The sequence below is a fragment of the Labrys sp. ALF-8 genome (assembly GCF_059699065.1).
In genome coordinates this window covers 117,960-129,625 of record NZ_AP048543.1, presented here as the reverse complement: position 1 = coordinate 129,625, position 11,666 = coordinate 117,960, and the positions used below count along the sequence as shown (strand labels likewise).

12 protein-coding genes and 2 pseudogenes are annotated in these 11,666 nt (G+C 57.5%); 7 read left to right on the top strand and 7 right to left on the bottom strand.

Annotated elements, in window-relative coordinates:
* Positions 1-19 precede the first annotated feature (19 nt).
* On the top strand, positions 20-505 hold the full coding sequence (locus AC6H34_RS34175; protein WP_497542085.1) for a DUF992 domain-containing protein: 486 nt from the start codon (positions 20-22) through the stop codon (positions 503-505).
* A 94-nt stretch (positions 506-599) separates the two neighbouring features.
* On the opposite strand, the gene AC6H34_RS34170 is transcribed toward AC6H34_RS34175, so the two are convergent.
* Positions 600-1,064: a hypothetical protein gene (locus tag AC6H34_RS34170; protein ID WP_497542084.1), complete on the bottom strand. Its 465-nt coding sequence runs from the start codon at positions 1,062-1,064 to the stop codon at positions 600-602.
* A 795-nt stretch (positions 1,065-1,859) separates the two neighbouring features.
* Here AC6H34_RS34170 and AC6H34_RS34165 point away from each other — a divergent pair.
* The 3 genes from AC6H34_RS34165 (at position 1,860) to AC6H34_RS34155 (ending at position 4,754) form a co-directional block, all read left to right on the top strand.
* A complete protein-coding gene (locus AC6H34_RS34165; protein ID WP_497542083.1) occupies positions 1,860-2,081 on the top strand; it encodes an ATP-binding protein in 222 nt (73 codons plus the stop codon).
* Positions 2,082-2,095: 14 nt separating this feature from the next.
* Complete coding sequence (locus AC6H34_RS34160; RefSeq protein ID WP_497542082.1) at positions 2,096-2,803, top strand: response regulator transcription factor; 708 nt, start codon at positions 2,096-2,098, stop codon at positions 2,801-2,803.
* Positions 2,804-3,158: 355 nt separating this feature from the next.
* Entirely contained in the window at positions 3,159-4,754 is a 1,596-nt protein-coding gene (locus AC6H34_RS34155; protein ID WP_497542081.1) for a sensor histidine kinase, read from the top strand.
* 71 nt (positions 4,755-4,825) lie between these two features.
* Here the strand turns inward: AC6H34_RS34155 and AC6H34_RS34150 are convergent.
* The 6 genes and pseudogenes from AC6H34_RS34150 to AC6H34_RS34125 form a co-directional block, all read right to left on the bottom strand.
* Positions 4,826-5,110: pseudogene (locus AC6H34_RS34150) on the bottom strand (helix-turn-helix domain-containing protein); the annotation flags it as partial.
* A 976-nt stretch (positions 5,111-6,086) separates the two neighbouring features.
* Positions 6,087-6,296: a cold-shock protein gene (locus AC6H34_RS34145; RefSeq protein ID WP_497542080.1), complete on the bottom strand. Its 210-nt coding sequence runs from the start codon at positions 6,294-6,296 to the stop codon at positions 6,087-6,089.
* 266 nt (positions 6,297-6,562) lie between these two features.
* The gene (locus tag AC6H34_RS34140) at positions 6,563-6,760 is read right to left on the bottom strand and encodes a hypothetical protein (RefSeq protein ID WP_497542079.1); all 198 of its coding nucleotides are present in this window, start codon (positions 6,758-6,760) and stop codon (positions 6,563-6,565) included.
* 634 nt (positions 6,761-7,394) lie between these two features.
* Positions 7,395-7,676, bottom strand: coding sequence for a 30S ribosomal protein S21 (gene rpsU / locus AC6H34_RS34135; RefSeq protein WP_497542078.1), 282 nt, complete (start codon positions 7,674-7,676; stop codon positions 7,395-7,397).
* 97 nt (positions 7,677-7,773) lie between these two features.
* Positions 7,774-7,983 carry a cold-shock protein gene (locus tag AC6H34_RS34130; protein WP_497542077.1) on the bottom strand — a complete coding sequence of 70 codons (210 nt, stop codon included), beginning with the start codon at positions 7,981-7,983 and terminating at the stop codon, positions 7,774-7,776.
* Between the two features lie 84 nt (positions 7,984-8,067).
* Positions 8,068-8,307, bottom strand: coding sequence for a hypothetical protein (locus AC6H34_RS34125; protein WP_497542076.1), 240 nt, complete (start codon positions 8,305-8,307; stop codon positions 8,068-8,070).
* 1,901 nt (positions 8,308-10,208) lie between these two features.
* Between AC6H34_RS34125 and AC6H34_RS34120 the strand changes: the two are divergent.
* The 3 genes and pseudogenes from AC6H34_RS34120 to AC6H34_RS34110 form a co-directional block, all read left to right on the top strand.
* Positions 10,209-10,415 (top strand): annotated as a pseudogene (locus tag AC6H34_RS34120) (hypothetical protein); the annotation flags it as partial.
* A 342-nt stretch (positions 10,416-10,757) separates the two neighbouring features.
* Positions 10,758-10,967, top strand: coding sequence for a cold-shock protein (locus AC6H34_RS34115; RefSeq protein WP_497542075.1), 210 nt, complete (start codon positions 10,758-10,760; stop codon positions 10,965-10,967).
* A 169-nt stretch (positions 10,968-11,136) separates the two neighbouring features.
* On the top strand, positions 11,137-11,532 hold the full coding sequence (locus tag AC6H34_RS34110) for a DUF6481 family protein (RefSeq protein ID WP_497542074.1): 396 nt from the start codon (positions 11,137-11,139) through the stop codon (positions 11,530-11,532).
* Positions 11,533-11,666 lie beyond the last annotated feature (134 nt).

The following is an 11,666-nucleotide window of genomic DNA, read 5'->3' as shown; positions in this document are numbered from 1 at the left end:
ACTCGAAAAGGAACGCGTGATGGGAAATCGCAAATACAGGTTCATCGGGCGCGGATGCCTTGCAGTCAGCGCCATTATCTTGAGCGTGGTGGTATCCCATGCCGAGACCCGACGGGTCCACACGGGTACGCTTTCCTGCAAGGTGGCAGGAGGCATCGGCTTGATCGTGACGTCCAAGAAGGGGCTCGACTGCCAATTCAAGGCAGCTAAGCGTCCGGCAGAGCACTATATCGGCCACATCCAGAAATTCGGCCTCGATGTCGGAGTGACCAAGGCCGGCAGGATCGCCTGGGGCGTCTTCGAAGCTGGATCGCATCGCAGCGATCTCGGCGGCACTTATGTTGGCGCGACGGCGGAGGCCACCTTCGCCGCGGGTCTCGGGGCGAATGTGCTGGTCGGCGGTTCCCAGAATTCGGTGGCCCTGCAGCCCCTGTCGGTGTCGGGGCAGACCGGGCTCAACATAGCGGCGGGTGTCGGCCAGATCTCGCTTCAGAAGGTTCCATAGGTCCCGCCGGTCGGAAACTTGTCGCAGCGCGCGCCGGGCTGGGCAGGTTCCTCATCCATCGATCGGGCGCTAGGCTGGCGATCGGCTTCCATGGTCATTCCGTGGTGACCGAAGCGCCTTCCTCCGCCGTCGACAACGCCGCGCCACGACGTTTGAGGATGAGTTCGATCCGGACACCATGCTCGTTTCGCAGCCAGATCTTGCCCAGCGGCGTTCCGGCAATCCGCGCATCGGGTGGGGCCGGCACATAGCGGCCGGAAAATCGCTCGGGACTGTCGAGGTCATAGACGGTGCCTTGCAGCTTAACGGCTGAAGGGCGCTTCATCCTGGCACTCAACCCCGAGATCCGGAAACGGTGCGGTCGCCCCCGCATCCACAACGTGCCGTCGTCGCACTGGATCACCCCGTCATCAGCGCCGGGGCGGCCCTCGATCACCACCGAGCCGGCCGCCGTGAGCCTCGGCTCGCCGGCAAGCGCCGCGTGGGCGCCGAGACAAACCTGGACCGCGATCAGGGCCGGGAACACCCGCAAGGCGGAACCGGCGCGTTTTGGCGACAAATCCCCATTTCGACAAGACATGGTCCTGTAACCTTCATCGTTGTTGTCGCGCCACTTCGTCGAACGATCGCCAAGACGGCAATCCGGATGCCACGCTCCGTGAGCTTATATTCAGGGGCGTGCCGGGAACATTGTCCAGGAGAACAGCCGAGGCAGTGGGAATACGTGTGGAACGCCGGACTGCATCGACCCGTGCAATGATATCCCTCGCTCCATTGTTACCAGTCGTCTACTGCCAAGAATACGACAAGGAGCAAGGGTCTCGCACTTGGCCATCTCAATATTCAATCGGACATAGCGCCATCAAATCGGCACTGTACATTGGGTGCGCTGGATCTTCGGCCGGTGATGAAGAATGTTCATTGTGGCATCAGGGTACAGAGTTTACGGGAAGCGATATGGCTCTGCCGGACTGATATTCGAAGCAGTCGTGAGACCGCACATCTGCTGGCTGCCATCCTTGCCGGTATTGTACTTTGGGACAATAAGAAACAGGCCTTCTGCCCCGTACGTTTGGGCGATTCCGGGTGGTTCGATACAAATAAAACGATATCAGAAACATAAATAGGTATCTTACTACCATATCATGAATATCAATTATTTATTATTCTTATAAAGCGCGGGCGTGACATGAAGGCCCCTCGTGCTACAACTCGTTATCGTTGGGCATACAGTCGACTAATGGCGACATGACTCCGAGTAAAGACCATGCGAATCTTTAATAACTTGATGGTCTGCATCCAAGCATTTCTTTCCTCTCCTCTCCCAGAAAATTGACGACAATCTGTTGTCGCGATGCCCGCCATTGCGCAACCGGAAGTTCGTGAAGTCCCACCCCAGGAATTCTTCCCGACGAACGCGAGACCACAAGCGAGGATGGGGCTGAGCCAGTCTCTGGAAGTGGAGAAGTCGTACGGCGCAAACAAGATCGTCGAGGCCCACGGAGGCGAGATCTGGGCAGAGAGCCGGCCCCAGGGAGGGGTCGTGTTCCGGATCAGGCTTCCGCTCATGCAGTAACAAAGGGGGTTGTTATGCGGACACTGGTACATTTGATCGATGACGACCTGTCGTTTCGGACGGCGCTGACGCGCCTGCTGCGGGCTTTCGGCTTCGATGTGGAAGGCTATCGGTCGGCGGGAGACTTCCTGAAGAACCGTCCCGACGGCAACATCCCCTCGTGTATCCTGCTCGACGCCCAGATGCCGGGCCTGAGCGGGCCGGAGCTGCAGGAGCGCCTGGCCAAGCTCGGCTCGACCCTGCCGATCGTCTTCCTCACCGGTCACGGCGACATTCCGATGAGCGTCCGGGCGATCAAGGCGGGCGCGGAGGATTTTCTCACCAAGCCGGTGTCCAAAGACACGCTGATCAGCGCGATCAATCGCGCGATGGGTACCTATTCGGTGATGCGGGAGCGCGACCTGCATCTTCGCTGCCTGCGGGGCCGGGTGGCCAGCTTGACCCCCCGGGAGCGGGAGGTCTTCAAACTCGTCGTCCAGGGCAAGCTCAACAAGCAGATCGCTTATGAGCTCGGCACCACGGAACGGACGATCAAGGCGCACCGGCACAAGGTTATGGAAAAGATGCAGGTCCGCTCGCTGGCGGAGCTCGTGTCGATCGCCGAGCGACTGGGGACCTTGTCCAGCGCCCGCATGAGTTCGGACGACGCCCTGCAGTCCTTGAAAAGACAAGCCCTGGAGATGGCCGCGGCCATGAAGAACAGCGTGCCGGACTGGTCCTAGCCAATCATTGTCACAAAGGACAACAGACTCGGCGCGACAATGCGGATGATTATGGTTCCTATTCAGCGCAAATACAGTGATACTCTTGGGCTGCGAGGAACCATAAGAAGAAAGGAAGCTCTGCCTTCTCAAGAAATAACCGCCTTTGGACCGTAATCCGACAACTTTTCCTTTCCTGGTACAGGTGCCCCGGACAATCGCTCTTCGATAGAAACCGTTCCGATTACTCCCGAAATCGACATGTTGGGCAGCAGCAGGATATTCGCTCCGCAATGGCGGGCCGCGTTGTTTGCATTTCGTCTTCAAAACTAGTCATCCTGGGGCGCTTCCGATGGCGACCGAACGGGGAGCGAACGTGACTGCCGACAAATTATGCGAGCCGACGCCCCCGCTGCTGGGGACGGTAGAACCGACGTCGTCACAGCGTCGGTTGATCCTCGCCTTCGGAGCTGGTCTCGTGATCAGCTTCGGCGTGGCGGCTCCATTTGCGGCGTTTCCGCTGACAGGGCTCAACCCTGTAGCCGCCGTGGTGTCTTCCCTGTTCTTCCTGAGCGACCTCATAACCGCCGTTCTTCTTTTCTCCCAATTTTCAATCATAAGATCCCGTGCCCTGCTGGTTCTCGCCAGCGGCTACCTTTTTGCGTCCGTGCTGGCAGTTGTGATCGGATTGACCTACCCGGGACTTTTCGCACCGACCGGTCTTCTGGGGGCCGGCCTGCAAACCGCAAGTTGGCTCTATCTGACCTGGCATCTAAATTTCGCCATGGCCGTGCTGGGCTACACCTTGTGGAGAGATAGCGGCCGCGCGGTGTCCCCGGGTTCGGTCAAGTCCGCAATTGCGTGGAGCATTGCAACCACGTCGATTCTGGTCTTCGCGCTTGTCTTGCTCTTCACGGCGGGAAACGATTATGTGCCCCGCCTCGCGTTTGACGATACCACACTCACCCCCTTGGGAGTCTATCTTGGTATCTTCACGACTTTGCTTCTAGCAGGCGCGTTCACGTTGTTATGGATTCGCCGGCGCTCGGTACTCGATCAGTGGCTTTTGGTTGCCGTACTTGCCATTCTGCTGGAAACCTTGATGTCGAACGTGCTGGCTCCGGCGCGATACACGGTCGGCTTTTATTTCGGCATTGCGTTGCTTCTCTTCAACGCGACGGTCCTGATGGTTATTCTGCTGGCGGAGGCGACGCGACTTTATGCACGGATCGTCCGCTCGCACGCCGCCCTGCAGCGTGAACGGCAGAACAAGCTGATCAATCTGGATGCGATGGTTGCCGCGCTTTCACACGAAGTGAGACAGCCTTTGGGAGCTATCCTGGCCAACGCCGAATGTGCCGGGTTGGCCCTGGGGCGGCCTCAGCCCGACCTGGGGCTGGCAACGGAAGCGCTGAACGACATCGAGAGCGACGTTCGTCGCACCAGTGAGATATTCAAGGGTATCGGCAGTCTATTCAGGCGTTCGGATCAGACCCTCGGCCCGGTCGATGTGAACGATGTTGCTGCGGAAGTGCTGCGCACGATGCGAAGCGAGATGGAGGAGCACGGCATCCAGGCCCGCGCCTACCTCGCGCCGGATCTGCCGCCTATCACCGGTCACCGGGGCCAGTTGCTGGAGGTCGTCGTCAACCTGGTCTCCAACGCCATCGACGCAATGCGCGACGTCGAAGGAAGGGAGCGGCTGATGACCATAGAAAGTCGGACCGGCAAGAACGGCGCCGCAATCCTGATCGTGCGCGACACGGGCCAGGGACTGTCTGGCAAAACAGAGGAACTGTTCGACGCGTTCGTGACAACGAAGCCTCGCGGCATGGGCCTGGGATTGGCGATCTGCCGCAGAATTATCGAGCGTCACGGCGGGCAGATCCTGGCAACGCCGGCGAAGGATCAGATGGGAGCCGTGTTCGAGGTTGTTTTGCCGGTCCGCCCGCAGCCTTTCGACTCCCTCTAGCATCCATGTCGCGCGGGATCACCGAAAGTTCGCCTTGCGACCGCCCCAGTCCCCTCGGGGGAAACGGGCCGTCAGTGCAGGTTCGCGCGAAGCTCGCCCACGCCCCGTCCCAGCCGCTCGCGCAGGAGCGTGCGCAGGGTGGCTCCATCGACGTAGCCGACCTCCGCGGCAATGGCATCGATGTCCAGGCCGCTGCCATGGAGAAGAGATTGCGCTCGCTCGACACGAAGATCCTGGAAGTAGGATAGCGGCGATTTGCCGAGTATCGCCTCACAGCGACGTTGCAGCGTGCGCGCGCTCGTTGCTAGTGCGCTGGCGGCTTCCTGCAACGAGAACCCAGCCTTGAGATGGCTCTGTCGCAAACCTTTCGGTAAGTGGACTATGGCATGGAACGCCCTCAGTGTTGATTTCCGTGCAGAAATCTAAGGGTCCTCGGATTCCCTAGCCCGGCTGAGGGGAGTTGCCACCGGACTCGGCAAAGAAACCGTCCGTCTGCCGGTTTCCTGCGAGTGCCATGCTCACGCCGCGCCGATGAGCATCCTTCGCCTACGGAGGGATTTGATATGGCGTCTCACGCACGGAATCTTAGTTGTGCTCGCACTGCGATCCTTGCCTCAATCAGGAGGCCCGCCTCGACCTGACTTATGTACGCCGTCGCTCATGGCGTGGAGGAACCTTCCTTCGAGCCGACTGTACCGCCGCAATTTCCGCTGGATCTCCTCGTAGCGGCTGAAGCTCATGCTGTTGGGCTACTCTTTCCCTCAGATCGGCGAGATTACGAAGCCGGTATTGCGGCTCCGGTCCGTCTGCTGGCAGAAGACGCACGATTTCGAATGGGCCTTCGTCACGATGTCCTGGAATGCCCGAGTAGGAGACGATAGTGCCGACCTTGAACACGGGAACCGTCATTCCGATGTCCTCTCAGCGGATCGACCGGTCAACTTTTCTGCCCCGGCAGCCGTACTTCTAGGTAAGGGATAGCGGTCGTCATCGTAAAGGGAGCGGAGCTTTGAGCCTGTATAGGCACCATGTTCGGTCTCAACCATCACCGCAATTAGTTCGGTATGTGAATTCTCAACCGCGAACTGAACGGCAAGTGCAAGACTATCAAACCGATGGTACTTCTGCGGAGCCCTACCCCGCGTTGATCGGCTTGCACCAAGCACCTGCACATATACCGCCGCCGGCACGGTAAAGTCGGGAGTGTTCATATCGTCCTCTCTCCGGTAGAGGGCCATCATGAAAAAAGGCCGGGCTTGCCCGACCTTCTCACACGCGCCTCAACGGCCAGTGCCAGTACATCCGTGGTCAAAGGCCAGACGCATCGTGGTCTTAGGCAACCTGAAGATTCTCGGCCGCGCTCTTTCCGTTGCGAGGATCCTTTACAACGTCAAAGGTGAGCTTTTGCCCCTCAACGAGCGAGTACATGCCCGCGCGCTCGACGGCCGAAATGTGAACAAACACATCAGGCCCACCAGAATCGACTTGGATGAAACCAAAGCCTTTGACGGCGTTAAAGAATTTGACGGTCCCTGTATTCATGACGATTTCCTTTCAATCGGTCACAGAAAAATAGCCGCCGAACAAATTGTTCAGCAAAAAAATTCAGATCGATTCTGAAGAGGAAGGTCATCAGCGCCCTTCAGGCGCGGAAAAAGCTCGACAACAACATCGACGACTAGACATATAAACTTCAAATGTGTTCATGACAAGGCAAATTATAATTTTAAATTAACTAATTTAAACGATAAAATTCTGTGTTAGTCGAGGATTGAGTAAGACAATACCATTTCAGAAGTCTGAACATTTTACCCGTCCAGTTTTATGATGAACAGGCCATTCGGCAACATATCGCCTTCACGCAACTCCGCGAGGATCTCCAGAGCGTCTTCCCGAAACGATTCCCACATGGGCTCTCCTTCAAACCCGACAACCTCTTCATGCCCTTCCATTCGGCACATAAGGCGACAAATGCGCTCCACCGGATCGGCGGGAGATCTGGACATCGACTTTTCCTTTCGGCATCAGTGACCAGAGAAATCGCTTAGCGCTCCGCTTCACCTCGACCGGCAAAGGGAGGCGTTTGCACCAATGTCGCTATCAGCCGAAGCAATGCTTGGTGCTCGGGACAATTGGCGCCTGTTCCGAGAAAATCGCGCAAGGTTATAAGGGATTGGGCCGCACCGGACGGCCCATTGGCTTGATGAATAACGAGGGCCATCCCGTCTGAAGGGTCCCCGCCGAGGTACCAGACGTCGCCATTAGGACTGCGATAGAGTTCTCGACGTTCACCCATCCATGTTCTCCGTTGCGGCAGTCCCTGGGCAAAAAGGCCTTCGATCGGCCAACTCCCGATTGATCGGGTCCATGCTCTCTTAGGGCAGGACGCTGAGGTGGTGCGCCGACTTCATGGCACATAGTTCGAATTCGCGCGCTGTCCGCTCAAACGGCTCGCCGATTGTCTTGATTCTGTAACCGAGCTCCGGGCCATCCGCAGGTAGGAGCCGCGTGATTTCGTACACTTTTTCCTGTTGGCGGCTGGGGGCAAGTCGCAAGGTGACAAGTTCACCGATGCTAAAAGTGTGAACGCCCATGCTTCTTCCTTCTTTTTTCTGGGGGGCATAGGAAGGCACCCCATCCTCAGGGGTTGGTATTGGAGCCCGGGGCCCGAGGAAATGAAGCCCTGGAGGACGCAGTGGCCCTGGGCTTTGGCATGGGAAGGAGACCCTCTCGTTGAGCTTTCTTGCGCGCGAGTTTGCGCGCGCGTCGTATGGCTTCCGCCTTTTCGCGAGTCTTGCGCTCGGAAGGCTTTTCATAGGCGCGGTGTCGCTTCAACTCTCGCAGGATGCCTTCACGCGTCAGCTTCTTTTTCAGAACTTTCAGAGCCTGATCGACATTGTTATCGCGAACAAGAATACGCAAAGTATCTCCATCAGAAAAATAAAGGGCCAGACGTCACAGTCGGCCCTCTTCCAAGAATTACGATGTAGCTGCGAGTATCGTGGATATCGGTCGAGACCTAGTCCACCCGCAGGTCGTCAGCAGTCGATTTACCCGTCTTACGATCTCGCACCAATGCGTAGCTGACCTTCTGACCTTCGCGTAATTCTCGAAGGCCGGCCTTTTCAACCGCACTGACATGGACAAAAACGTCTGAACTTCCATCTTCTGGCTGGATGAAGCCGTAGCCCTTGGCGGAATTAAACCATTTGACAGTGCCGATGCTCATATTGAGCCTTTCATAAAGCAACGAGCATCGATTGCCGCAGTGCTGCAACAGATGTTCCTAGGTGACATGGAAATAGTGTGTGTCCTAAGATTGACGGCTTAAGTTCGAACCCGACCACGGATTCTGCTTAGAACGCTCCTTTTCGTCGAGATCGAGCCGGATGCGCTGTCCCTCGGCGAAGTTCAACGCAAATTTCTCGCTCACGAAACTGCGTGTCTCTTCCATGCCGCCAAAAGTCGTCACGAAAACATGCCATTCACCGTCTGCTTGGTGGAGGCTAACTTTCGCAGCGTTCGTTGGGTAACAAGCGACCACAAGCTTCACCCTCCGTAATCCTGGGGCGAAAGCGTCTATGGGCTCTTTCAGCCGTCAGCGCCCTGTATGATGGCTGACGATCTCGACACGTTAGACCTGAACAACGCGCCACACAAGCGAATGCTTTCCGCCGCCCGCCTTATGATGCTTAACCCGCAACCGCTTTCATGGAAGACGTTCTAATGAGATTCTCGACTTCTTCGCCGGGATCTGGACGCCGTGGACGAGCGTGCGGAAGGTCAAGGAGGGAGGGGTCACGGCCGAGATCTTTGGCTTCGTGACGACGGACGCGAACGCTATTGTGAAGCCCCACTACGCCAAGGCTATGCCCGTGCTCCTCCGAGCCGGAGCCGTTCGAGGTCTGGCTGAAGGCGCCATGAGCGGAGGCGAAGGAACTGCAGCGCCTGTTGGCAGACGAGGCCTTGCTGGTGGTGCCGTCGGCCGAGGCGCTGAGGGAGGACGAAGGCTTATAAAGTCATTTCAAAGGGCGCACGGAGCACTGAGCACGGCGTCATTCGACATTAACTGGATGATTGTCCACTGGACGCGCCCTTCGACTGTTGCATCGCATCATGCCCCTGCGGCTCCCAAATCAAGCGTATAACCGTGAAGCGCTATCGCGCTGCGACGATTCTTCGAATTTTAATCTTCAGCTGGGATCGCCCGACTGTGATCCCGACCGCAGGACCCGTAGTATCTCGGGCTTGCCTGAGCGCCCTGAGCTTCGCTGTCTTTTCGTCTCGTGCAGCGCCTGCCTCATTTATGATAGCCTTGGCGGCTGCATCGCAGGCCGCATGGCGAGCCGCCCAACGATTGGGCTTGCCTTGGTCTAAACTCATGATCGTCTTTCTGGTTTGAGCTCAAGTGAGCTCGATGTCGCATCAGGCAACTGCCCGTGCGGGGGAATGACGACCAGCTCAACGCCATCGATCGTCATACATATCGGAGATCCGGCCAGAGGCAGCGATGGATCGTGTGGCCCCTGGCCGGTTCCAGCCGGGAGGCTTGTCCCCTACAACCGGCTGAGGTGACCGTAGCAGAGATTCGGAACCGTGTACGATTAATCGATGGCTAGCCCCGCGGAGGGAAGTCTGGATGTAGGAATCGGCGGGCCCGCGCTACCCGTCAGCATGGCCTATGAGAAAGCCCTCGAACAACTCCGCAGCCGCAACCCGACGCCAGATCCGACGCGATGAGAACAAGCCAAGCACGTTTCGAGAAATGCGGCAGCAAGGGCGAGGCCCTCGGCTGACTCGCTGCCGAGCTATGCAGGATCGATCCGAGCGCGCCACTCACGCGTTACGAGAAGACGGGGCTCACGCGGCTGCTGCAGGGGCCCACGGTCGACGATCTGGACGCCGAACCCTAGTGTGGATGGAAGAGTATCCCGAATTGAGCTTGTTCGCGGATAAAAACACTGTGATGCTTCCGAGCGTACCCGGCGCGCCGGAGGCAAGGTATGCCACCCACTGAGCAAACTTATTGGTTTCGACAAGTCCGTCTCGGCCGCTTCCAGGTCATACACTGGAAGGGCTTGGTGGCAATTCCCTCGTTCGTCCTCACATCCGTCGCCGGCATGGGGCTGGAAACCTGGCTAAAGCAGCTAGGCAGTCCGACTATCTACTTTCTCGTTATGCTCCCATTCTGTCTGCTGGTTCTCGCTTGTGTTGCCTATGCCGCGAACAAGATAGATCGGCGTTGACATTTCTCGAACCAAAACGCCAAAAGCCCCCGATCCCCAGAGGGACCGAGGGCGTGGATCTGCATTGTGACTCGGTCACCGAGTTCTCACTCGCTCTTCCAAACCTCATTCAGGATCCGAGCTGCGAGCGCGGATTTGTCCTGTGGCAGAAATCGCCTGTAGTGCTGGACAACCATTTCAGGCGTGTCTTGGATGGCGTAGCTCGCCTGCTCGCATGCTCGCGCCCGATCGAGCCAATGCGCGCTGGAGCCTCGATTTTCTCTCCGACACGATCAGCGACGGTTGCCGCTTCAGGGTGCTCGCCATCGTCGACGACTATTCACGCGAGTGCCTGACGCTCGTCGCCGACACGTCTCTCTCGGGTCTACGCGTTGCATGGGGCCTGGATAGCGTCATTCGCCTGCGCGGCCGGCCGGATATCCTGGGGCACATGCACCCAGTGACCTGAGACGGTAGATTGAGCGCTGATTGATCAACCCAGTTGACACCATCCTGGCAGCAGGCCTCCACATGCAGACCCTCTGCTTTTTCGGCCTGAGCGATACGCCAAGGCGAAATGTCGATTCGTATAATTAAAGATTGATGTTTCGTTCTGAAAGTCGTATCAGATCAGCTATCGATATTTTTCTGCTGAGCTTTGATTATTTCGCGATTGGCGCCGCGTTTTGAGCGAATTCTCCCTTTAAAGCATCGTTGTCATCATTCGCAATGCAGCTGCATTGCGGTAGCCTTTATTGCTATGAGAGGGTTCATCATCATGATCACCGGCACAGTTAAATGGTTTAATGCCACCAAAGGCTTCGGTTTCATTCAGCCTGACACCGGCGGCCCCGATACTTTCGTGCACATCTCGGCCGTTGAGCGTGCCGGGATGCGCGGCATCGTTGAAGGTCAGAAGCTGACCTATGATACGGAGCGCGATAGCAGGTCGGGTAAGATATCGGCCTGCAATCTTCAGGCTGCCTAATAGGTATCGGCTCTCGCTTGACCACGGATGTACTGGCATTGCCGACAGCATGAGACCAAGGGAGGTCAGGCAAATTTGCCTGGCCTTTTTTATTGCCTCGCACAGACTGAGCGTGTTTCTGCCGAAGAGACACCAGTTCCCCGGGCGATATTTCGAATGGAATAGAGATTTGAGAAACCTCAGAAACAACGATTTTCACGACCGCCGCAGCACCGCTGCGGATGCCAAGGCGGCCCTCATTCAAGCCTATCGGGCCGCCCAGGAGGCTGCGAAGCCCACGCTCGAATTGAGGCAGGCAGAGCGGCTCGCAATGGCTGAGGCCCGAGACTTGCGTCGCGCCGAACGTGATCAGGCAAAACTTGATGAGCAAAGCCGCCTTGAAGCGGAGACAATAGCACAGAGCGCCCTCATCGCGGCCGCCGCCGTGCAAGCAGCCGACAGGCTTGAAATCGAAACAAGAGATATGGCAGCCAAGAATCGCATCGCTCGCATTGTCGCGGATGAGGTTGCCCGCAAAGCCAATCGTGACCGCCGCGAAGCCGATCGGAAAGTAAGGCGGTTTTGAATAGAACTCCCCGAACAATTGCGCCCTATTGTAACTGGTTGATTACAACGCTTGCTGGATTTTTGACAAATCGACTTCGTCGTTGCCATCCGATCGTTTAGTTCCGCCCTGAGGAAGTATGTGCGCTCCCGGGG

Bases quoted from the DNA above. Each gene is read 5' to 3' on its own strand.
- AC6H34_RS34175 (WP_497542085.1), top strand. From the start codon at position 20: ATGGGAAATCGCAAATACAGGTTCATCGGGCGCGGATGCCTTGCAGTC.
- AC6H34_RS34165 (WP_497542083.1), top strand. From the start codon at position 1,860: ATGCCCGCCATTGCGCAACCGGAAGTTCGTGAAGTCCCACCCCAGGAA.
- AC6H34_RS34160 (WP_497542082.1), top strand. From the start codon at position 2,096: ATGCGGACACTGGTACATTTGATCGATGACGACCTGTCGTTTCGGACG.
- AC6H34_RS34145 (WP_497542080.1), bottom strand. From the start codon at position 6,296: ATGAATACAGGGACCGTCAAATTCTTTAACGCCGTCAAAGGCTTTGGT.
- AC6H34_RS34140 (WP_497542079.1), bottom strand. From the start codon at position 6,760: ATGTCCAGATCTCCCGCCGATCCGGTGGAGCGCATTTGTCGCCTTATG.
- AC6H34_RS34130 (WP_497542077.1), bottom strand. From the start codon at position 7,983: ATGAGCATCGGCACTGTCAAATGGTTTAATTCCGCCAAGGGCTACGGC.
- AC6H34_RS34115 (WP_497542075.1), top strand. From the start codon at position 10,758: ATGATCACCGGCACAGTTAAATGGTTTAATGCCACCAAAGGCTTCGGT.